Origin of the sequence: Bosea sp. BIWAKO-01, from assembly GCF_001748145.1 — a bacterium.
Lineage (GTDB): Bacteria > Pseudomonadota > Alphaproteobacteria > Rhizobiales > Beijerinckiaceae > Allobosea.
Window position 1 is genome coordinate 2,636,321 of sequence record NZ_BCQA01000001.1, and the last position, 19,323, is coordinate 2,655,643.

Below are 19,323 nucleotides of genomic sequence, written 5' to 3' on the forward strand. Positions count from 1 at the left end.
AAACCAAAGTGCGAGGGCGCGTGGCTTGCCGCGGCTCTTTCGCGCTTTATGATGCGCGCAATTCGAAAGAAGCGGTCGTTATTTGCCGACGAATCCGGCACTCATGCCAGGAGCCGCGACGAAGATGGGCTGATTGCGGTCCAAGTCCGGGGAGAAGTCTTCTATGTCCGACAAGATCTATGACGTGCCGGCCGCCTGGGCCAAAAAGGCCTACCTGAACGACGCCAAATACAAGAAGATGTACGCGGCTTCGATCAAGGACCCCGACAAGTTCTGGGCCGAGCACGGCAAGCGGATCGACTGGTTCAAGCCGTTCAGCAAGGTGCGGAACGTCAGCTACAAGCCGGGCAAGATCTCGATCAAATGGTATGAAGACGGCACCACCAACGTCTCGTACAACTGCGTCGACCGGCATCTGGCGACACGCGCCAAGCAGACGGCCATCATCTGGGAAGGCGACGATCCGTCGGAATCCAAGAAGATCAGCTACGGCCAGCTCTATACCGAGGTCTGCAAGTTCGCGAATGTGCTGAAGGCGCAGGGCGTCAAGAAGGGCGACCGCGTCACGATCTACATGCCGATGATCCCCGAGGCGACCTATGCGATGCTCGCCTGCGCGCGGCTCGGTGCGGTGCACTCGATCGTCTTCGGCGGCTTCTCTCCGGATTCGCTGGCAGGGCGCATCGCCGATGCGACCTCGGACGTGGTGATCACGGCCGATGAAGGCCTGCGCGGCGGGCGCAAGGTGCCGCTCAAGGTCAATGTCGATGCGGCGGCCGAAAAGGCCCCGGTCAAGACCGTGATCGTGGTCAAGCGGACCGGCGGCGATGTCGCGATGCAGGAGGGCCGCGACGTCTGGTATCACGAGGAGGCGGCGAAGGTCTCCGGGCATTGCCCGCCGGTCGAGATGAAGGCGGAAGACCCGCTCTTCATCCTCTACACCTCGGGGTCGACGGGTAAGCCCAAGGGCGTCCTGCACACGACCGCCGGCTATCTCGTCTATGCCTCGATGACGCATCAATACGTCTTCGATTACCATGACGGCGACATCTACTGGTGCACGGCCGATGTCGGCTGGGTCACCGGGCACAGCTATATCGTGTACGGCCCGCTGGCGAATGGCGCGACGACGCTGATGTTCGAGGGCATCCCGACCTATCCGACGATCTCGCGCTTCTGGGAGGTCGTCGACAAGCACAAGGTCAACATCTTCTACACCGCGCCGACTGCCATCCGCTCGCTGATGGGCGCCGGCGAGGAGCCGGTGAAGAAGACCAAGCGCAAGTCGCTGCGCCTGCTCGGCTCGGTCGGCGAGCCGATCAATCCGGAGGCCTGGGAGTGGTATCACCGCGTCGTCGGGGATGATCGCTGCCCGATCGTCGACACCTGGTGGCAGACCGAGACGGGCGGAATCCTGATCACGCCGCTGCCTGGTGCGACCAAGCTCAAGCCCGGCTCGGCGACGCGGCCCTTCTTTGGCGTCAAGCCGGAGATCGTCGATGCCGAAGGCAAGGTTCTGGAGGGGGCGACCGAAGGCAATCTGGTGATTGCCGAGAGCTGGCCCGGCCAGATGCGCACGGTCTACGGCGATCACAAGCGTTTCGAGGAAACCTATTTCGCCACCTATCCGAACAAGTACTTTACCGGTGACGGCTGTCGGCGCGACGCAGACGGCTATTACTGGATCACCGGCCGCGTCGACGACGTGATCAACGTGTCCGGCCACCGCATGGGCACGGCGGAGGTCGAGTCGGCATTGGTGGCGCATCCGAAGGTCTCGGAAGCCGCGGTGGTCGGCTATCCCCATGACATCAAGGGGCAGGGCATCTACGCCTATGTCACCCTGATGCAGGGAGAGGCGTCGAGCGAGGCGCTGCGCAAGGAATTGGTCGCCCATGTGCGCAAGGAGATCGGCCCGATCGCCTCACCCGATCTGATCCAGTTCGCGCCCGGCCTGCCGAAGACGCGGTCCGGCAAGATCATGCGCCGCATCCTGCGCAAGATCGCCGAGGACGAATTCGGCGCGCTAGGCGATACGTCGACGCTGGCCGATCCCGCCGTGGTCGACGATCTGATTTCTAACCGTCAGAACAAGCGCAAGGCGGGCTGAGGCCGGCCAAAGCATCGGTGCGAAATGCGGATAGCGGTTTTCGCACCGATGCAAACACAAGGTCAGATGATCTGATCGCTCCGACATCGTGCCCGGCCTTGTGGCGCGCATGATGTCTGAGGATGCCTTTGCGGGGAGACGGTGATGGTCGGGATTCTGTCCGACCATGGCGGCTCAGTCAGTCTTCCCTGCACTCTTGCGCTTGCTGGTGCCCGGCATCTTCCGTCCGTACAATTCGAGCCTGTGGCGGACGATCTCATAGCCGAGTTCGGCAGCGATCTTGGCCTGTAGTGCCTCGATCTCGGGCGACGAGAACTCGACGACCTGACCGGTCTCGACATCGATCAGATGATCATGGTGATGCTGGTCTGCGTGCTCGTAACGCGAGACGCCGTCCTCGAACGCGTGACGTTCGATCGCGCCTTGAGTCTCGAGCAGCTTCATCGTCCGATAGACCGTCGACAGCGACAGCGTCGGGTCGTGCGCGAAGGCGCGCGTGAAGATGCCCTTGGCGTCGGGATGGTCGTCGGCCTCGGCCAGCACGCGCAGAATCAGCCGGCGCTGCTGCGTCATCCGCAGCCCTGCCCGCCTGAGCTCCTCCTCGAAGAGGGCTACCCGTTTGTCGATTCCCTTCATGCCATCGGGATAGCATGTTGAGACGCATTCGCAAAAATCGAGGCTTATCGCAAATCGTTCGCAATTGCGTTGACAGATGCAAGTGATTTGCATTAGCGTAAATGGATCGAGCCTGTAGCAGGAGAGATCATGCCTTCGCGTCGACGCTTCACGATTCTGGCCGCCGCCATCGCCTTCGCGGCCGGTTTTGCAGCAACGAGCCAGGTGGTGCTGGCTCAAGGTGGGCAGGCCAAGCCGCTGCGCGTCGTCACGACCTTCACGGTGATCCAGGACATCGCGCAGAACGTCGCTGGCACTGCAGCGATCGTGGAATCGATCACCAAGCCCGGCGCCGAGATCCATGACTACCAGCCGACGCCGCTCGACGTGGTGAAGGCGCAATCGGCCGATCTCGTGCTCTGGAACGGCTTGAATCTCGAGCGCTGGTTCGAGCGCTTCTTCGAGAACGTCAAGGACGTGAAGAGCGCGGTCGTGACCGAAGGCATCGTGCCGATGGGCATCAAGGAGGGGCCCTATGAGGGCAAGCCAAACCCGCATGCCTGGATGTCGACGGCGAGCGCGCTGATCTATGTCGAGAACATTCGAAAGGCGCTGGCGGCCGCCGACCCTGCGAATGCCGAGACCTATTCCAGGAACGCGAAATCCTATTCCGAGCAGATCAAGGCGATCGACGCGCCGTTGCGAGCCCGGCTCGACAAGGTGCCGGAAGGCCGCCGCTGGCTCGTTTCCAGCGAAGGCGCCTTCAGCTATCTCACGCGCGATTTCGGCTGGCGGGAGGCCTATCTCTGGCCGATCAATGCCGATGAACAGGGCACACCGCAGCAGGTGCGGCGCCTGATCGATCTCGTGCGCAAGAACAAGATTCCCGCTGTCTTCAGCGAGAGCACGATTTCCGACAAGGCTGCCAGACAGGTCGCCCGCGAAACCGGAGCGGCCTATGGCGGCGTCCTCTATGTCGACTCGCTTTCTGCCGAGAACGGGCCGGTACCGACCTATCTGAAGCTGCTGGAAGTCACCGTCGACACGATCGCGAAGGGGTTCGGGCAGTGAACATTCATGTGACTGGCCGACCGGGCGCGCTCGCTCTGGCACCCTCGATCACGGTCGAGGGTGTGACGGTGCGCTACAGCAATGGCGTGACAGCGGTGAACGATGCCTCCTTTGCCCTCGGCGCGGGAACGATCTGCGCGCTGGTCGGCATCAATGGCTCGGGCAAGTCGACCCTGTTCAAGACGCTCATGGGTTTTCTTAAGCCGGCTCAGGGGCGCGTCGCGATCGCGGGACTGGAGGTGCGGCAGGCGCTGAAGCGCGGGCTCGTCGCCTATGTGCCGCAGTCCGAGGAGGTCGACTGGAGCTTTCCGGTTCTCGTCGACGATGTCGTGATGATGGGACGCTACGGCCATATGGGCCTGATGCGCATGGCCCGACGCGCCGACAAGGAGGCGGTCGAGGAGGCGCTCGCGCGCGTCAATATGCTGGATTTCCGACGCCGCCAGATCGGCGAGCTCAGCGGTGGCCAGCGCAAGCGCGTCTTTCTCGCGCGGGCGTTGGCGCAGGGCGGGCAGGTCATCCTGCTCGACGAGCCTTTCACCGGTGTCGACGTCAAGAGCGAGGATGCGATCGTCGGTCTGATGCGGGAATTGCGCTCCGAAGGCCGGCTGATGCTGGTTTCGACCCATAATCTCGGATCAATCCCGGACTTCTGCGACCAGGTCGTGATCTTCAACAAGACCGTGCTGGCGGCCGGCCCGACCGCGTCCACCTTCACGGAGGCCAATCTGCAACGGGCCTTCGGCGGCGTGCTCCGGCATTTCCGGCTAGGGGGCGCGCAACTCCACGACGATGCCGACGAGCGGCGCGTCACCGTCCTGACCGACGACGAACGCCCGCTCGTGCTCTATGGCGAGCGCGATCACGAGGTGGTTATCGACGCCAGCAGGGATGTGGTCCGGTGATCGACCTCCTGCTCGAACCCTTTGCCTACCAGTACATGGTCAAGGCCATCTGGGTCTCGGCGCTGGTCGGCGGCGTCTGCGCCTTCCTGTCCTGCTATCTGATGCTCAAGGGCTGGTCGCTGATGGGCGATGCTCTGGCGCATGCGATCGTGCCGGGCGTCGCGCTCGCCTATCTGCTGAAGCTGCCCTATGCCGCAGGTGCCTTCCTCTCCGGCCTGCTGGCGGCGCTCGCCATGTCCCTGGTCCGGGTGCGCACGCAATTGCGGGAGGATGCGGTGATCGGCATCGTCTTCACCACGTTCTTTGCTGTCGGGCTGCTGATCGTCTCGATCAACCCGACTTCGGTGAACGTCCAATCGATCGTGCTCGGCAACATCCTGGGTATCTCGGACGAGGATGTCGTCCAGGTCGCGATCATCGCCTTCGTCTCTCTGGTGATCCTGATTGCGCGCTGGAAGGACCTGATGCTGGTCTTCTTCGACGAGAACCAGGCTCGCAGCGTCGGGCTCTCGCCGACGCGGCTGAAGATCCTCTTCTTCGTGCTGCTCAGCGCCTGCACGGTTGCAGCCCTCCAGACGGTCGGAGCCTGCCTCGTGATCGCCATGGTGGTGACGCCCGGTGCCACCGCCTACCTGCTGACAGACCGCTTCGGCCGCCTGATCATCATCGCGGTTGCGATGGGTGTCACGACCAGCGCGATCGGCGCCTATGCCAGCTACTTTCTCGACGGTTCGACCGGCGGGCTGATCGTCGTCTTCCAGACCGTATTGTTCCTGCTCGCCTTCATCTTCGCGCCGAAGCACGGCCGTCTTGCGGCGCGTCGGGCGGCCCGGACCCTTCCGGAGCAAGCCGCATGAGCCTGATCGAAACCTGGTTCCTTTCGCCGTTCGCGCATGAGTTCATGCAGCGGGGGCTGATCGTCGCGGTGCTGGTCGGCCTCGTCTGCGCGGTGCTTTCCTGCTTCCTCGTGCTCAAGGGCTGGTCGCTGATGGGGGATGCGGTCTCGCATGCGGTGCTGCCCGGCATCGTGCTCGCCCATATCCTGAGCTTGCCGCTGGCGATCGGCGCCTTCGCTGCCGGGCTCGGCTGCTCCGTCGGTATCGGCTACCTCAAGCAGAACAGCCGGGTGAAGGAGGACACGGTGATGGGCATCGTCTTCTCCGGCATGTTTGCGCTGGGGCTGGTGCTCTTCGTCAAGGTCGATAGCGACCAGCACCTGATGCACATCCTGTTCGGCAATATGCTTGGCGTGCGCTGGGCCGATATCGCGGAGACGGCGCTGATCGCGGTGCCGACCATCGCGATCATGCTGGCGAAGCGGCGCGATTTTCTGCTGGTCTCCTTCGATCCGGCTCATGCGCGGGCCATCGGCCTGCCGGTCGCAGCGCTGAACTTCGGCTTGCTGATACTGCTGGCGCTGACGATCGTCGCTGCACTCAAGGCAGTCGGTATCATCCTGGTCGTTGCCATGCTGATCGCGCCGGGTGCCATCGGCTATCTGATGACGCGCCAGTTCGACCGGATGCTCGTGGTGGCGGCCGGCGTTGCGACCGTCTCGAGCGTGCTCGGCACGATCCTGAGCTTTCATCTCGATGCCGCGACCGGCCCATGCATCGTCGTGGTCCAGGCCGGCTTCTTCCTTGCGGCGCTTGCCCTCAATCTCTGGCGCGCATCGCGACGCGCCAGTCTCGGCGCCAGCGTCTCACCGGTGCAATGATGCTTACGCGGCCCTGCTCTGGTTTCTCGCCAGGGTCGGAACGAGGCCGGAGAGGATCTCGTAGGAGCGCTTGCGAGCGCTGCGATCGTGGATCGGCGCCGTGACCATCACCTCGTCGGCCCCTGTCGCGTCGAGGAACGCATCGAGCTGACGCTTCAGGCTTTCCGGCGAGCCGACGAAGGCGTAGCGCAGCATCTGCGAGACATGGGCCTTCTCGGCCGGGGACCAGTAGCTTTCGATATCGTCGATCGGTGGCTGCAGCTTGCCGCGCGTGCCGCGAATCATGTCGATGAAGCGCTGCTGGACCGAGGTGAAGAGATAGCGAGCCTCCTCATCAGTATCGGCGGCAATGACGTTGATGCCCGGCATCGCATAGGGCCGATCCAGCTGCTCCGACGGCTTGAAACGCTCGCGGTAGATCGCAAGCGCCTGAATCAGTGCGTCCGGTGCGAAATGCGAGGCGAAGGCGTAGGGCAGGCCAAGTTCTGCAGCGAGCTGCGCGCCGAACAGGCTGGAACCCAGGATCCAGAGCGGCACCTCGGTGCCTCCCCCCGGCACGGCCTGCACCACCTGCCCGGGCTGCACGGGGGCGAGGAAAGCCTGCACCTCGAGCACATCCTGCGGAAAGCTGTCCGAGGCCATCGGGTCGCGTCGCAGCGCGCGGACCGTGCGCTGGTCGGTGCCGGGAGCGCGGCCGAGGCCGAGATCGATCCGGCCCGGATAGAGCGATTCCAGCGTTCCGAACTGCTCGGCAATGACGAGAGGCGCGTGGTTGGGCAGCATGATGCCGCCGGCGCCGAGGCGGATAGTCTTGGTTCCGGCGGCAAGATAGCCGATCACCACTGCCGTTGCGGCGCTGGCGATGCCGACCATGTTGTGATGCTCGGCGACCCAGTAGCGGCGATAGCCGAGCGCCTCGGCGTGGCGGGCAAGTTCGAGAGAATTGCGCAGAGCGTCGCCGGGCTCCTGCCCCTCGATCACCGGGGAGAGGTCGAGGACCGAGAAATCAACCATGCAGCGCTCCTGCGTATCGACGCCCGGCTCATCATGCCGCGCCCGTGGCAGATGGGAGTGCAGCCGGCTTGCGTCCAGCCCTCTCGCGATCTGGCATGACGCTAATGCAGAGGCGTTCTGGCGAGAGGATCCATCCGCGACGCGGCGCACTGGACGGCGGCTCGAAACGGCTCCAGAAGGGCGCAATCAATGCGGCGGAGTGAGATATGAAGCAGGAGATCAAGCAAATCTCGGCAGAGCTCCTGATCCGCAATGGCTACCAGGGCTTCCGCTTCCGGGATGTCGCAGACGTCCTCAACACGACGCGCGCGAACATCCACTACTACTACGGCAACAAGCTCAACCTCGCCGAGGAGGTGATTGTCGACTACGTCGAGCAGACGCTGGCGAACTGGGAGGCGAACTGGCGCAGCGACAAGAGCTTTGAAGACAAGATTCATGGCATGATGGAGTCGAACCGTCAGCGCTATCTCCGCTACAATCCAACGGCGACGACCGCCAATCCCTGGAGCCTGATCGGCCGGATGCGGCTGGAGCAGGATGTGATCGGCCCAAAGGCGCGCGAGGCGCTGGCTCAGTTCGGCCTGACGCTCGAGAATCTCGTGGTCGCCGGAATTGATCAGGCCGTGGCACGCGGCGAGCTTTCCGACGACATCCCGCGCGGCGATATCGCGCTGCAACTGGTCGCCATCGCCAATAGCGCCGGGCCGATCACGCAGGATGGCGGGAATTTCGATCGGCTCGAGCAACTCTACCGCTCATTCAGCCGTATCGTGCACCATGCCTATGGCCACAGGCGGGCCTAGCTCCCGGCTCAGGGAACGCTGAGGCGGGATTCGCGTTTCGTTTCGTGGCGCGGCGTGCATCGCGGCAATCAGTGATCCGAAGCGGGGGATGTCATGGCGAGCGCGGTCAAGAAGGCCAATCCGGCCACGCAAAGCCTGCGCAAGGAGCAGGCGGAGCAAAGGAAGGCGCAACGCGGGAAGGGCAAGGACGCCGATTTGAACGATGCTCTTCAGGCGACCTTTCCGGCCAGCGATCCGGTTGCATTGGAAAGCCCGACGAGTACAGGAGCGGCGAAGCGGACGTGATTCCGCGGCTCAAGCTTCGGCGGTCGTTTGCATACATTCTTCCAGAATATTCGCGAACGCTCTGAGTGCACTGGTCGAGAATGACTACGCTCGCATAGTTTTGCATGCAAGATGCTGGAGGCGTTGACGCCCTGCCGGGGCGCACCCATAGTCGGCGCCCTTGTCGTCAACGCCTGCCGAGCCATGCCCCGCCCGACGCCTTCCACCGCCCTTGCGAAACTGCGTGTTCTCGATCTGTCACGGGTGCGGGCCGGACCGACCTGCGCACGCGTCTTTGCGGATTTCGGTGCCGATGTGATCAAGGTCGAAAGCCCGCCGGGGCTCGACCCGAACGAGAACATGAGCGGCGCGCGGCATGGCTATGACATGCAGAACCTGCACCGCAACAAGCGCTCGCTGACGCTGAACCTGAAGACTGCCGAGGGCAAAGCGATCCTGCTCAAGCTGATCGAGAGTGCCGATCTGCTGATCGAGAATTTTCGCCCGGACGTGAAGGACAGGCTCGGGCTCGATTTCGACACGCTGCACAGGCTCAATCCGCGCCTGATCCTGGTCTCTGTTTCCGGGTTCGGCCAGAGCGGTCCCTACCGGACCCGCGCCGGCTTCGACCAGATCGCCCAAGGGATGGGTGGAATGATGTCGGTCACCGGGCTGCCGGGGCAGGGGCCGGTGCGCGCCGGAATTGCGGTCGCAGATTCGGCCGCGGGCCTCTATGGCGCGCTTGGCGCGCTGGTTGCGATCACCGAGCGCGAGACGTCGGGGCTTGGCCAATGGGTGCAGACCTCCCTGCTCGAAGCCCAGATTGCGATGATGGATTTCCAGGCCGCGCGCTTCCTGGTCGAGGGGACGGTGCCGCCGCAGGCGGGGAACGATCACCCCTATTCGACGCCGATGGGCGTCTACGCGACCAGGAACGGCCATATCAATATCGGTGTCGGCGCCGAGGGCCATTGGCGCTCCTTCTGCAAGGCGATCGGTCATCCCCAGCTCGGCGACAACCCGGTCTATGACAGCATGGAAAAGCGCTACGACAAGCGCCCGGAACTGCGGGTCATCATCGAGAGCATCCTGACCCAGAGGGATTCGGCGCATTGGCTTGCCGCCTTCGAGGAACATGCCGTTCCGGCCGGACCGATCTATGGCGTCGACGAGATGTTCGACGACCCGCAGGTGCAGCATCTCGGCATCGCGCAGCCGGTGAGTCATCCGATCCTTGGGGATTTCAGGGTGGTGGGCGAGCCGGTCGGGCTATCGCGGACGCCGGCCGGAGTGGTGTCGCCGACGCCGGAGGCAGGGGAGCACAATGCCGAGATCCTGGCCGAGCTCGGCTACGATCCAGGCGCGGTCGCGCGGTTGCGCGAGGCCGGGGCGATCTGAAGGAGCAGCGGGTTGATGAACGACGAGATTCTCTACGATCTGAAGGACGGGGTCGGCACCATCACCCTCAACCGTCCGCAGGCCCGCAACGCGCTGACCTTCGGGATGTATGACCGCATCGCCGCGATCTGCGGCGATATCGAGAGCCATGGTTCGCCCAAGGTGCTGATCCTGACAGGGGCAGGCGACAAAGCCTTCGCTGCAGGCACCGACATCTCGCAGTTTCGTGCCTTCGACAAGCCAGAGGACGCCCTCAACTACGAGACGCGGATCGAGGAGATCATCACCACCATCGAAAGCTGCCCGATTCCGACGATCGCCGCGATCTCGGGCGCGGTGACCGGCGGCGGAGCAGCCATCGCCTGCGCCTGCGATCTCAGGGTCGCGACGCGCTCGGCCCGCTTCGGCTTCCCGATCGCACGCACGCTCGGCAACTGCCTGTCGATGAACAACCTCGCCCGGCTCGCCTCGCTGCTTGGGCCCGCGCGGGTCAAGGACATGGTCTTCACGGCTCGGTTGATCGAGGCAGAGGAAGGCCACCGCGCCGGCCTCTACGGCGAACTGGTGGCCGATCATGCGGCTCTGCTTACGCGGGTCGGAGAGTTGGCGCAGACCATTGCGGGTCATGCGCCGCTGACGATGCGCGCCACAAAGGAAGGCTTGCGCCGGATCGCCGCTGCGCGCGGCCATGCCGACGACGAGGACCTCGTCCTGATGTGCTATATGAGCGCCGACTTCCGTGAGGGCATGGAAGCCTTCCTGGCCAAGCGCGCGCCCAACTGGCAAGGGCGATAGGGCTGCCCCGTCAGGGCGTCTCATGCTCGTCGTCGCCCTGTGGCATTGGCGTCTCGGCCGCATGCTCTAGCCCCGGGTTCGCGGCGGCAAGGATCGCGGCGAGGCTGTTGGCAAAATGGATCTCGATGAGCCGCGCCAGGCCCTCCCCATCGCGGGCGACGAGGGCGGCGAGCATGGCATCGTGCTCCTGCATCGCCGCTTTCCAGCGCGTGGGTTGAAGGTTCGGGAGGTATTTCGCGCGCTCGATGCGTGCGGACAATCCTTCCCAGGCTTCGAGCAGGGCCGCATTGCGCGCCGCCTCGACAAGCGCGCGATGAATCTGCTGATTGAGCGCGAAATACTCCAGCTGCTCGGCGCGCGCCTGGTGCCGCATCATCCGGTAATGCAGCATGCCGATCTCGGCGACGGTCTCGTCCGAGATGCTCTTGCAGGCGAGCCGCGCCGCCAACGCTTCCAAGGTGCTGACGACTTCGTAGAGCCCCAGGATATCGTCCAGGGTCAGTGAGGCGACTTCGGCGCCGCGATTTTGCGTCAGCCTCACCAATCCCTGTGCTGCCAATGTGCGCAGGGCCTCCCGCAAGGGGGTACGCGAGACGCCGAGCTGTTCGCAGATCTCCTGCTCCCGCAGCTTCTGTCCCGCCGGTAATTCGCCGGTGATGATCATCCGGCGCAGCGTCGCGACCGTCGCGCCATGCAGGCGCCCCTTGCGACCGGGCTGAGGGTTGCCGGTCTCTGGAACAGGCGTCGGCGTCGTGGTCATGAGGCCTCGGGTCACGGGCGGCACCTCGCCCACCGTCCCAGCACGTCTCGCAGGGCCCCTGATCTGTAGGCAAGGCTGCGGCCCCGAACAAGCGGGGCCGCAATGGCTAGCAGGCTCCTCGACTGCTCGAGGGCGCCCGAGCTGTGTTCAGCCGTAGAGATATTTCGGCAGCCAGAGCGCAATCCCCGGGAAGATGTAGACCAGCACCATCGCGAACAGCACGATCAGCAGATAGGGCATCACGCCGGCGAATATCTGGTTGATGGTGACATGCGGCGGCGCGATGCCCTTCAGATAGAAGGGCGCCATCGCCACAGGCGGGGAGAGGAACGAGGTCTGGATATTGAGCGCGATCAGGATGCCGAAGAACAGCGGGTCGATATTGAAGAACTGCAGCAACGGCAGGAAGATCGGCACGAAGATCACGATGATCTCGGTCCATTCCAGCGGCCAGCCGAGCACGAAGATGATCAACTGCGCGACGATCAGGAACATCGTCGGCGACAGGTTCATCGCCGTGACCAGATCCTTGATCGGTTCGTGACCGCCGAGAATCGCGAAGATCGAGGAGAAGATGTAGGAGCCGACGAAAAGCCAGCAGACCATCGCCGAGGTGCGAGCCGTCAGGATGACCGATTCTCTGACCCTGCCGAATGAGAGCGAGCGATAGGCCGCGGCCAGGATCAGGCTGCCGAGCGAACCGATGGCCGCGGCCTCGGTCGGCGTTGCGAGCCCGAAGAAGATCGCGCCGAGCACGGACATGATCAGGATGGTCAGCGGGAAGAAGCTGGTCATCAGTGCCCAGATGACCTTGCTCCAGGGAACGTCGGTCTGTTCCTTCGGCAGCCTTGGCGCCAGCGCCGGGTTGAGGGTGCAGCGGATGATGACATAGACCATGTAGAGTCCGGCCAGCAGCAGCCCGGGGAAGAGAGCGCCCGCATAGAGTTTCGGAACCGAGACGCCCGCGGTTGCCCCATAGAGGATCAGCATGACGCTCGGTGGAATCAGGATGCCGAGGCAGCCACCGGCACAGACGACGCCAGCCGAGAGCTTCACATCGTAGCCGGCACGCAGCATGGCGGGAAACGCGAGCAGCCCCATCAGCGTCACCACCGCCCCGACGATGCCGGTTGCGGTCGCGAAAATCGCGCAGGTCGCGAGCGTCGCGATGGCGAGTGAGCCGGGAACATTGCCGAGCGCGATCTGGATCGAGTGGAACAGCCTGTCGAGGATGTTCGCCCGCTCGATGATGTAGCCCATGAAGATGAAGAGTGGGATCGAGACCAGCACATCGCTGGCCATGACCGAATAGGCTCGCTGTACGACCAGCGCGAAGACATTGTCGCCCATCGCCCAGTAACCGAAGCCGACGCCGAGAGCCATCAGCGTGAAGGCGATGGGGAAGCCGAGCATGATGAAGAGGATGAACAGGACGAGCATGACCACGCCCAGTTCGGGATTGCCCAGACCGAACATCAAATAGATCCCTCGCGGGTTGCGGCTTCCTCGAGGATGACCTTCTCGGTCTCCTCGACATCATGCAGGCGAGGGGGCCATTCGCCCGTGCGCAGGCAGATGACGCAGCGCGCGACCTCGGCGAGTCCCTGGACGAACATCAGGACCCCGACAATCGGGATCAGCGACTTGAAGTGATAAAGCGGCGGCCCGTTGGGCGAGTTCGAGGAATGCTCCCCGATCATCCAGGAGAAGGCGGCGAACTTGTATCCGGCCCAGGCCAGCGCGATGACTCCGGGGAAGAAGAACAGAAAGTACAGCGCCAGATCGAGCCGGGCCTGAGTGCGCGGGGCCCATTGGCGATAGAGGAAATCGCCGCGCACATGGGCATTGCGTGCGAGTGCGTAAGGGCCGGCCAGCATGAACAGAGTGCCATAGAGAATGTAGCTGACGTCGAAGGCCCATTCGGTGGGCGCGCGCAGGACGTAGCGCGAGAAGACCTCGTAGCTGATCGCCAGAGTCAGGATCAGAATCGTCCAGCCGGCGAGTTTCCCGATGGCGGTATTGAACTTGTCGATCGCGAGCACGATGCCCATCAGGGTCTCCACGGCACGTTGCAGAGCTCGTCGGCGCAGACGCCCGCCAGGCCGGCTGCGGCTGGCGGGCGTCTGGATGCGGGCAGAACTCAGGCCTTGAAGAAGTGGGTGAAGGCCAGTTCGCGCGAAGGCGTGTTGACGCGTTCATAGGCGACCGTGCGCTTGACCCAGGCCTTCTGCGACTCGACCACCTTCTTGAAGAAGGCGTTTTCGGCAGAAAGCTTGTCGAGCACCTTGTCCCAGGCGACGAGCTGAGCCTTGAGGATCACCTCCGGGGTCGGGACGACGTTGACGCCCTTGGAGCGCAACATGTCGAGATCCTTGGAATACCGGTCGAGCGCCTTCCAGATCATGTCGGAGGAGGCTGCCTCCGCCGCATATTTGATGATCGCCTTCTGCTCGGGGGCGAGCGCATCGAACTTCGTCTTGTTGAAGATGAGCTCGAAGCTCTCGGCTGCCTGATGGTAACTTTGCAGCATGTAGACCTTGGCGACGTCCTGGAAGCCAAGGATCGAGTCGGAGGAGGGATTGTTGAACTCGGCGCCGTCGATGACGCCGCGTTCGAGCGCCGGCACGATCTCGCCGCCGGCCAGAATCGTGACTGCGGCCCCCATTTCCTTCATCAGATCGGCCGCGAGGCCGACTGTGCGGTATTTCAGGCCCTTGAAGTCGTCAGGGGTCTTGAGCTCCTTCTTGAACCAGCCGAGCGGCTGGCACGGCATCGGGCCGCTGAGGAAGCCGACGAGATTGAGCTTCAGCGTCTGGCCGACCAGCTCGTTATAGAGCTCATAGCCGCCGCCATGGTTCATCCATCCCAGGAAGCTGGTTGCGTCCCAGCCGAGTGACGGGGGGGTGCCGAAGAGCGAGAAGGCCTTGTTCTTGCCGTACCAATAGGCGCAGACACCATGCCCGCCATCGAGAATGCCGGCCGCAACCGCATCCTGCATCTGGAAGGCGGGGACAACTGCCCCCGCGGCGAGTACGTCGAGCTTCAGCCGGCCCCCCGACATGTCGTTGACGCGCTTGGCGAAGTCGCCAGCGAATTCATGGAAGATGTCCTTGGTCGGCCAGGTGGACTGGAACTTCCAGGTCACCGTTTGGGCGCGGCTGACCTGGGGCATGGCAATGGCGCCGGCACCCGCGAGCGTGGCGACCTTGAGGAAGTTGCGACGATTCGAGCGAGGTTTAGCGGTCTCCGTAGTCATGGATTCCCTCCCTGGGTGCGCCGCCATGTATCTGGCGTGTCGCTATTGCGGTATGCTGGCCGCGATAACCCAGAGTTGCTGTATTCAGTTGCCATGGCAAGCGAAAGACGTAATACTAAAGTCTTACGTCTTGGGCTGAAGTCGCCATTTTGTTCAGCAGTAGATCGAAGAGCGGTTTTGCCGGGGAGCCGGGCGCGGCACCGTGGACGTGCGCACAAAATCGTCGATAAGCGCCAATTTTCCAGGGGGATGCCCAGGTCGAAACGCCGAGTCATCAATGGCGTTGGAGACAAGGCGGGTACCGCGCCGCGGTGGCGCGATTTGCAATTACTCGTCTCGGCGAAGGAGGAGCATTGCTAAAACAGAAAGAATGAGGCGCGCGTTACGCGCGGCTCATTCCCGTATCGTCGTCTTGAGCTCGAGGTCTTTCGACCCCGGGAGGCGGAGCGTCGCTCAGCGGCGGCCTTTGCCGGCGGCGCGCATCTGCATGTACTGGACGGCCTCGAGCAGAACCTTGCGGGGGCGTTCGGCATCGCGCTTGGCCTGTTCGGCCTTGCGGGCGGCCTCACGCACCAGTTCGGCCTGACGCTCGGCTTCCTCCTGGGCGGCGCGTTCGATCGCCGCGAGACGCTCGGCCTCGGCACGGGCAGCGGCCTTCTCGGCGTCGCGGACAGTGCGCGCATCGGCGATGGCCTGGCGCTCCGCGCGGCGCTGCTGCATGATCGGGTCATCGGCCTTCGGCCGCGCCTGGAAACGCTCTAGCAGCGCCTTCTTGGCATTGGCGGAGTTGGCCTGACGATCAGTGAAGCTGCGGTCGTTCGGGTTCTTCAAGGTCTACCTTCTTGGGTTGAGCGGGCTCTACTCGCGAGCCCGCGGGGGCAATAATCCAGAACTGGCCGGATGTGTATTGTAATCAGCGAGCAGGCGCTGCGCCTGCGGCGCGGGTCGGCTTCGCCTTGGGCTTCGGCGCGGCGATCAGGCCTTCGCGCTGAGCCTGCTTGCGAGCGGCCTTGCGGGCGCGGCGAACGGCATCAGCCTTTTCGCGGGCGCGCTGCTCGGATGGCTTCTCATAAGCTGAGCGGCGCTTCATCTCGCGAAAAACGCCTTCGCGCTGCAATTTCTTCTTAAGCACTCGCAGCGCCTGATCGACGTTATTGTCGCGGACGAGAACCTGCATCCTGGTTTCCTTCATTCGAAATGCGAAAACGTCGCGCTGAACCCGGGCCCGAGATCCAGCGAAATCTTCGCGGCGTCATGTTGAAGCGCACCAGAAGGCCGCGCGCCGGTTGTTCGATCTGAGCGGGGAAGGTCGTCGGCGGGCACATTGACATGCGCGGGACCACGGCGTTCGGCCGAATATCGACGGCCGCCATATGGCCTCTCGAGCAATGAATGTCAATGCAATTGCCGGGGTTCAGGCATGCTTTTGCAGGGGCATGCATAGCCGCACGAGCGGCCGCGCGCTTTACAAGTGGCGGGTTTTCGCCAACAGGCAATCCTCGCTTCCGTTACTCGATCCTGGTCTTCTCCGTGAACACGCCGTCGCTGAGTCAGTTCCGCCGCATCGTGGTCAAGGTCGGCTCGGCCCTGCTGGTCGACCGAGAGCGTGGCCGGCTGCGCCAGGCCTGGCTCGCCGCGCTCGCCGAGGACCTCGCCGAGCTGCACCTGCGCGGTGCCGATGTGCTTGTCGTCTCTTCGGGGGCGATCGCGCTCGGCCGGACCGTGCTCAGGCTTCCAAGCGGCCCGCTGCGACTGGAAGAAAGCCAGGCGGCCGCGGCCGTCGGGCAGATCGCGCTGGCGCGGACATGGTCCGAGGCGTTGGGGCATCACGGGCTGACCGCCGGCCAGATCCTGCTGACGCTGGCCGATACCGAGGAGCGCCGCCGCTATCTCAACGCGCGCGCTACGCTTGGCCGCCTGCTCGATCTGCGCGCGATTCCGGTGATCAACGAGAATGATACGGTCGCGACGACCGAAATCCGCTATGGCGACAATGACCGCCTCGCCGCACGTGTCGCGACCATGGCGGGCGCCGACCTGCTGGTGCTGTTCTCGGATATCGATGGGCTCTACACGGCGCCTCCGGCGCGGGACCCGGCTGCGCGCCATATCCCGCTGGTCGAGCGGATCACGCCGGAGATCGAGGCCATGGCGGGCGGAGCAGCGTCCGAGCTCTCCCGCGGCGGCATGCGCACCAAGATCGAGGCGGGCAAGATCGCGGCGGCGGGCGGCACCCATATGCTGATCGCCGATGGGCGGACGAAGAATCCGCTCAGTGCGATCGTGGCTGGCGGGCGCTGCACCTGGTTTCTTTCGGCTTCGAACCCCGCGACGGCGCGCAAGACCTGGATTGCCGGCTCGCTCGAGCCGCGCGGCACTCTGCATGTCGACGCAGGGGCCGCTCGTGCCTTGCGCGGCGGAGCGAGCCTGCTGCCTGTCGGCGTCAGCCGGATCGAGGGTGAATTCGCGCGTGGCGATGCCGTGCTCATTCGTGACCCGGATGGGCGGGTGCTCGGCCGCGGGCTGGTGGCTTATGATGCGGGGGAGGCGGGGCTCGTGCTTGGCAAGGCCTCGCGCGATATCGAGGCGATCCTCGGCTATCCCGGGCGCGCCGAGATGATCCACCGTGACGACATGGCGCTCGGTGTCGGCTAAGGTCGCCGGACTAGGGAAACGGGTGAGTTGACGATGACTGGCGAAGGCGCGCTGCGCGTGGTTTCTGCAAGCGATGGTCAAGAGGATATCGGCACGGTCATGCACGGGCTCGGCCGGCAGGCCCGCGCTGCTGCGCGGCTCGTCGCGCTTGCGTCGGCTGAGCAGCGCAACGCGGCGCTGATAGCGATGGCCGAGGCCCTGCGCGAGCGGGCGCCGGCGATCCTCGCCGCCAATGCGCGAGACCTGGACGAGGCGCGCGGTGCTGGCCAGAACGCCGCCTTCATCGACCGTCTGATGCTGGACGAGGCCCGGTTGGCGGCGGTTGCCGAGGCGGTCGCGAGCATCGCCCTGTTGCCCGATCCTGTCGGTCGCGTGCTCGCCCAATGGACCCAGCCCAATGGCCTTGCCTTCGAGCGCGTGGCGACACCGCTTGGCGTGATCGCGGTGATCTTCGAAAGCCGCCCGAATGTCACCGCCGATGCCGGCGCACTTTGCCTGAAGAGCGGCAATGCCGCGATCCTGCGCGCGGGCTCGGATAGTTTCCGTACCTCGACCGAGATTGCTGCAGCGCTGCGCCAGGGACTGGAAGCTGCCGGGTTGCCGGGCGACGCGATCCAGCTGGTGCCGACACGTGACCGCGCAGCCGTCGGCGAGATTCTGGCGGGGCTCGGCGGCGCCGTCGATGTCGTTGTGCCGCGCGGCGGCAAGAGCCTGGTCGCCCGTGTCCAGAGCGATGCGCGTGTGCCGGTCTTCGCGCATCTCGACGGCAACTGCCATGTCTATATCCATGGAGCCGCCGATCTCGACATGGCCAAGGCGATCGTGCTGAACGCAAAGCTGCGCCGCACCGGCGTCTGCGGCGCGGCCGAGAGCCTTCTGGTCGATGCCGCCTGTGCTGCCACCCATTTGCAGCCGCTCCTCAGGATGCTGGTCGAGGCCGGTTGCGCGGTTCGTGGCGATGTCGCCGCACAGGCCGCCAATCCGCAGGTGACGCCTGCAACCGAGGCGGACTGGGCAACCGAATATCTGGACCGGATCATTGCGGTGAAGGTGGTCGACGGGCTCGACGCGGCAATTGCGCATATCGAGCGCTACGGCTCGCACCATACAGATGCAATTGTGACCGCCGACGAGGCGGCGGCGCAACGCTTCCTGGCCGAAGTCGATTCAGCCATCGTCGTCCATAATGCCTCGACCCAGTTTGCCGATGGCGGCGAGTTCGGCTTTGGCGCCGAGATCGGTATCGCGACGGGGCGTATGCATGCGCGCGGGCCGGTCGGTGTCGAGCAGCTCTGCTCCTTCAAATACCGGGTTCATGGCAGCGGCCAGATCCGGCCGTGAGGGCAGAGGATCTGCGCCTGCCGCCCCATGCGCCGGGCCTTCGGATCGGCTTGTTCGGTGGGAGCTTCAACCCGGCCCATGACGGTCACCGCATGGCGAGCCTGACGGCGCTGCGTCGGCTGCAGCTCGACCGCATCTGGTGGCTTGTCACTCCTGGCAATCCGCTCAAGGACAATGCGGCCCTGCCATCGCTCGGCGAACGCATTGCGACGGCGCAAGAGCTTGCCGATCACGCCCGCATCCATGTCACCGGGGTCGAGGCGAGCCTGCGCACCCGCTACACCGCCGATACCCTGCGCGCCCTCAAATTGCGCTGTCCTGGCGTCCGTTTCGTCTGGCTCATGGGGGCCGACAATCTTGCGGGTTTCCACCGCTGGAACGAGTGGCGAGCCATTGCCCGGATGATGCCAATCGCCGTGATCGACCGCCCGGGATCGACGCATCGCGCGGTGGCTTCGCCCGCCGCCAACTGGTTGTCGCGCTGGCGGGTTTCCGAGAATGCGGCTGCCGCCCTGCCGCTGCTGGAGCCCCCCGCCTGGGTGTTCCTGCATGGCCGGCGCTCGGAGCTGTCCTCGACCTATTTGCGCCGGTTAGCTGGTCGCGATTGAATTTCGAC

The 19,323-nt window shown here is 64.4% G+C and carries 20 protein-coding genes; 12 read left to right on the top strand and 8 right to left on the bottom strand.

The features are described 5' to 3' along the window. Positions 1 to 163 precede the first annotated feature (163 nt). Positions 164 to 2,110 (top strand): acetate--CoA ligase, encoded by a 1,947-nt coding sequence (gene acs / locus BIWAKO_RS12230; RefSeq protein WP_069878910.1) that lies wholly within the window; start codon positions 164 to 166, stop codon positions 2,108 to 2,110. Between the two features lie 174 nt (positions 2,111 to 2,284). On the opposite strand, the gene BIWAKO_RS12235 is transcribed toward acs, so the two are convergent. Further along, positions 2,285 to 2,746, bottom strand: coding sequence for a Fur family transcriptional regulator (locus tag BIWAKO_RS12235; protein WP_176733307.1), 462 nt, complete (start codon positions 2,744 to 2,746; stop codon positions 2,285 to 2,287). 129 nt (positions 2,747 to 2,875) lie between these two features. On the opposite strand from BIWAKO_RS12235, the gene BIWAKO_RS12240 reads away from it, so the two are divergent. The 4 genes from BIWAKO_RS12240 to BIWAKO_RS12255 are packed head-to-tail and all read left to right on the top strand — an operon-like array spanning position 2,876 to position 6,418. Continuing rightward, positions 2,876 to 3,796: a metal ABC transporter substrate-binding protein gene (locus BIWAKO_RS12240; RefSeq protein ID WP_069878911.1), complete on the top strand. Its 921-nt coding sequence runs from the start codon at positions 2,876 to 2,878 to the stop codon at positions 3,794 to 3,796. After that, positions 3,793 to 4,701 (top strand): manganese/iron ABC transporter ATP-binding protein, encoded by a 909-nt coding sequence (locus BIWAKO_RS12245; RefSeq protein ID WP_069878912.1) that lies wholly within the window; start codon positions 3,793 to 3,795, stop codon positions 4,699 to 4,701. Before BIWAKO_RS12240 ends, BIWAKO_RS12245 begins: the two co-directional genes overlap by 4 nt. Continuing rightward, on the top strand, positions 4,698 to 5,558 hold the full coding sequence (locus tag BIWAKO_RS12250; RefSeq protein WP_069878913.1) for a metal ABC transporter permease: 861 nt from the start codon (positions 4,698 to 4,700) through the stop codon (positions 5,556 to 5,558). Before BIWAKO_RS12245 ends, BIWAKO_RS12250 begins: the two co-directional genes overlap by 4 nt. Then, the gene (locus BIWAKO_RS12255) at positions 5,555 to 6,418 is read left to right on the top strand and encodes a metal ABC transporter permease (RefSeq protein ID WP_069878914.1); all 864 of its coding nucleotides are present in this window, start codon (positions 5,555 to 5,557) and stop codon (positions 6,416 to 6,418) included. Before BIWAKO_RS12250 ends, BIWAKO_RS12255 begins: the two co-directional genes overlap by 4 nt. Positions 6,419 to 6,421: 3 nt before the next feature. On the opposite strand, the gene BIWAKO_RS12260 is transcribed toward BIWAKO_RS12255, so the two are convergent. Then, positions 6,422 to 7,432 carry an LLM class flavin-dependent oxidoreductase gene (locus BIWAKO_RS12260; protein ID WP_069878915.1) on the bottom strand — a complete coding sequence of 337 codons (1,011 nt, stop codon included), beginning with the start codon at positions 7,430 to 7,432 and terminating at the stop codon, positions 6,422 to 6,424. Between the two features lie 206 nt (positions 7,433 to 7,638). Here BIWAKO_RS12260 and BIWAKO_RS12265 point away from each other — a divergent pair, with 206 nt between their 5' ends. The 4 genes from BIWAKO_RS12265 to BIWAKO_RS12280 all read left to right on the top strand — a co-directional run bounded on the left by BIWAKO_RS12265 (position 7,639) and on the right by BIWAKO_RS12280 (position 10,695). Continuing rightward, positions 7,639 to 8,238, top strand: a complete 600-nt coding sequence (locus tag BIWAKO_RS12265; RefSeq protein WP_069878916.1) for a TetR/AcrR family transcriptional regulator — start codon at positions 7,639 to 7,641, stop codon at positions 8,236 to 8,238. A gap of 93 nt (positions 8,239 to 8,331) precedes the next feature. Beyond that, a complete protein-coding gene (locus BIWAKO_RS12270) occupies positions 8,332 to 8,523 on the top strand; it encodes a hypothetical protein (protein ID WP_069878917.1) in 192 nt (63 codons plus the stop codon). A gap of 183 nt (positions 8,524 to 8,706) precedes the next feature. Continuing rightward, a complete protein-coding gene (locus BIWAKO_RS12275) occupies positions 8,707 to 9,900 on the top strand; it encodes a CaiB/BaiF CoA transferase family protein (RefSeq protein ID WP_069878918.1) in 1,194 nt (397 codons plus the stop codon). A gap of 15 nt (positions 9,901 to 9,915) precedes the next feature. After that, positions 9,916 to 10,695 carry an enoyl-CoA hydratase/isomerase family protein gene (locus BIWAKO_RS12280; protein WP_069878919.1) on the top strand — a complete coding sequence of 260 codons (780 nt, stop codon included), beginning with the start codon at positions 9,916 to 9,918 and terminating at the stop codon, positions 10,693 to 10,695. 10 nt (positions 10,696 to 10,705) lie between these two features. On the opposite strand, the gene BIWAKO_RS12285 is transcribed toward BIWAKO_RS12280, so the two are convergent. The 6 genes from BIWAKO_RS12285 to rpsU form a co-directional block, all read right to left on the bottom strand. Further along, a complete protein-coding gene (locus BIWAKO_RS12285; RefSeq protein WP_141740052.1) occupies positions 10,706 to 11,455 on the bottom strand; it encodes a GntR family transcriptional regulator in 750 nt (249 codons plus the stop codon). 147 nt (positions 11,456 to 11,602) lie between these two features. After that, positions 11,603 to 12,931: a TRAP transporter large permease gene (locus BIWAKO_RS12290; protein WP_069878921.1), complete on the bottom strand. Its 1,329-nt coding sequence runs from the start codon at positions 12,929 to 12,931 to the stop codon at positions 11,603 to 11,605. Continuing rightward, on the bottom strand, positions 12,931 to 13,506 hold the full coding sequence (locus BIWAKO_RS12295; RefSeq protein WP_069878922.1) for a TRAP transporter small permease subunit: 576 nt from the start codon (positions 13,504 to 13,506) through the stop codon (positions 12,931 to 12,933). Before BIWAKO_RS12295 ends, BIWAKO_RS12290 begins: the two co-directional genes overlap by 1 nt. 89 nt (positions 13,507 to 13,595) lie before the next feature. Next, positions 13,596 to 14,711, bottom strand: a complete 1,116-nt coding sequence (locus tag BIWAKO_RS12300; protein WP_069878923.1) for a TRAP transporter substrate-binding protein — start codon at positions 14,709 to 14,711, stop codon at positions 13,596 to 13,598. A gap of 453 nt (positions 14,712 to 15,164) precedes the next feature. Continuing rightward, complete coding sequence (locus BIWAKO_RS12305; protein ID WP_069878924.1) at positions 15,165 to 15,542, bottom strand: DUF6481 family protein; 378 nt, start codon at positions 15,540 to 15,542, stop codon at positions 15,165 to 15,167. An 82-nt stretch (positions 15,543 to 15,624) separates the two neighbouring features. Continuing rightward, positions 15,625 to 15,888: a 30S ribosomal protein S21 gene (gene rpsU / locus BIWAKO_RS12310; protein WP_069882405.1), complete on the bottom strand. Its 264-nt coding sequence runs from the start codon at positions 15,886 to 15,888 to the stop codon at positions 15,625 to 15,627. A gap of 353 nt (positions 15,889 to 16,241) precedes the next feature. On the opposite strand from rpsU, the gene proB reads away from it, so the two are divergent. The 3 genes from proB to BIWAKO_RS12325 all read left to right on the top strand — a co-directional run bounded on the left by proB (position 16,242) and on the right by BIWAKO_RS12325 (position 19,315). Then, a complete protein-coding gene (proB, locus tag BIWAKO_RS12315) occupies positions 16,242 to 17,366 on the top strand; it encodes a glutamate 5-kinase (RefSeq protein WP_244523425.1) in 1,125 nt (374 codons plus the stop codon). A gap of 99 nt (positions 17,367 to 17,465) precedes the next feature. Then, positions 17,466 to 18,707, top strand: a complete 1,242-nt coding sequence (locus BIWAKO_RS12320; RefSeq protein ID WP_069882407.1) for a glutamate-5-semialdehyde dehydrogenase — start codon at positions 17,466 to 17,468, stop codon at positions 18,705 to 18,707. Next, positions 18,704 to 19,315, top strand: coding sequence for a nicotinate-nucleotide adenylyltransferase (locus BIWAKO_RS12325; RefSeq protein WP_069878925.1), 612 nt, complete (start codon positions 18,704 to 18,706; stop codon positions 19,313 to 19,315). The genes BIWAKO_RS12320 and BIWAKO_RS12325 overlap by 4 nt, the downstream gene beginning before the upstream one ends. Positions 19,316 to 19,323 lie beyond the last annotated feature (8 nt).

What these genes read in the sequence shown, in the direction of transcription:
- rpsU (WP_069882405.1), bottom strand. Translation starts at nt 15,888, where the DNA reads ATGCAGGTTCTCGTCCGCGACAATAACGTCGATCAGGCGCTGCGAGTG.
- BIWAKO_RS12275 (WP_069878918.1), top strand. Translation starts at nt 8,707, where the DNA reads ATGCCCCGCCCGACGCCTTCCACCGCCCTTGCGAAACTGCGTGTTCTC.
- BIWAKO_RS12270 (WP_069878917.1), top strand. Translation starts at nt 8,332, where the DNA reads ATGGCGAGCGCGGTCAAGAAGGCCAATCCGGCCACGCAAAGCCTGCGC.
- BIWAKO_RS12290 (WP_069878921.1), bottom strand. Translation starts at nt 12,931, where the DNA reads ATGTTCGGTCTGGGCAATCCCGAACTGGGCGTGGTCATGCTCGTCCTG.
- BIWAKO_RS12295 (WP_069878922.1), bottom strand. Translation starts at nt 13,506, where the DNA reads ATGGGCATCGTGCTCGCGATCGACAAGTTCAATACCGCCATCGGGAAA.
- BIWAKO_RS12300 (WP_069878923.1), bottom strand. Translation starts at nt 14,711, where the DNA reads ATGACTACGGAGACCGCTAAACCTCGCTCGAATCGTCGCAACTTCCTC.
- acs (WP_069878910.1), top strand. Translation starts at nt 164, where the DNA reads ATGTCCGACAAGATCTATGACGTGCCGGCCGCCTGGGCCAAAAAGGCC.
- BIWAKO_RS12320 (WP_069882407.1), top strand. Translation starts at nt 17,466, where the DNA reads ATGCACGGGCTCGGCCGGCAGGCCCGCGCTGCTGCGCGGCTCGTCGCG.
- BIWAKO_RS12255 (WP_069878914.1), top strand. Translation starts at nt 5,555, where the DNA reads ATGAGCCTGATCGAAACCTGGTTCCTTTCGCCGTTCGCGCATGAGTTC.
- BIWAKO_RS12240 (WP_069878911.1), top strand. Translation starts at nt 2,876, where the DNA reads ATGCCTTCGCGTCGACGCTTCACGATTCTGGCCGCCGCCATCGCCTTC.
- BIWAKO_RS12235 (WP_176733307.1), bottom strand. Translation starts at nt 2,746, where the DNA reads ATGAAGGGAATCGACAAACGGGTAGCCCTCTTCGAGGAGGAGCTCAGG.
- BIWAKO_RS12280 (WP_069878919.1), top strand. Translation starts at nt 9,916, where the DNA reads ATGAACGACGAGATTCTCTACGATCTGAAGGACGGGGTCGGCACCATC.
- BIWAKO_RS12285 (WP_141740052.1), bottom strand. Translation starts at nt 11,455, where the DNA reads ATGACCACGACGCCGACGCCTGTTCCAGAGACCGGCAACCCTCAGCCC.
- BIWAKO_RS12265 (WP_069878916.1), top strand. Translation starts at nt 7,639, where the DNA reads ATGAAGCAGGAGATCAAGCAAATCTCGGCAGAGCTCCTGATCCGCAAT.
- BIWAKO_RS12260 (WP_069878915.1), bottom strand. Translation starts at nt 7,432, where the DNA reads ATGGTTGATTTCTCGGTCCTCGACCTCTCCCCGGTGATCGAGGGGCAG.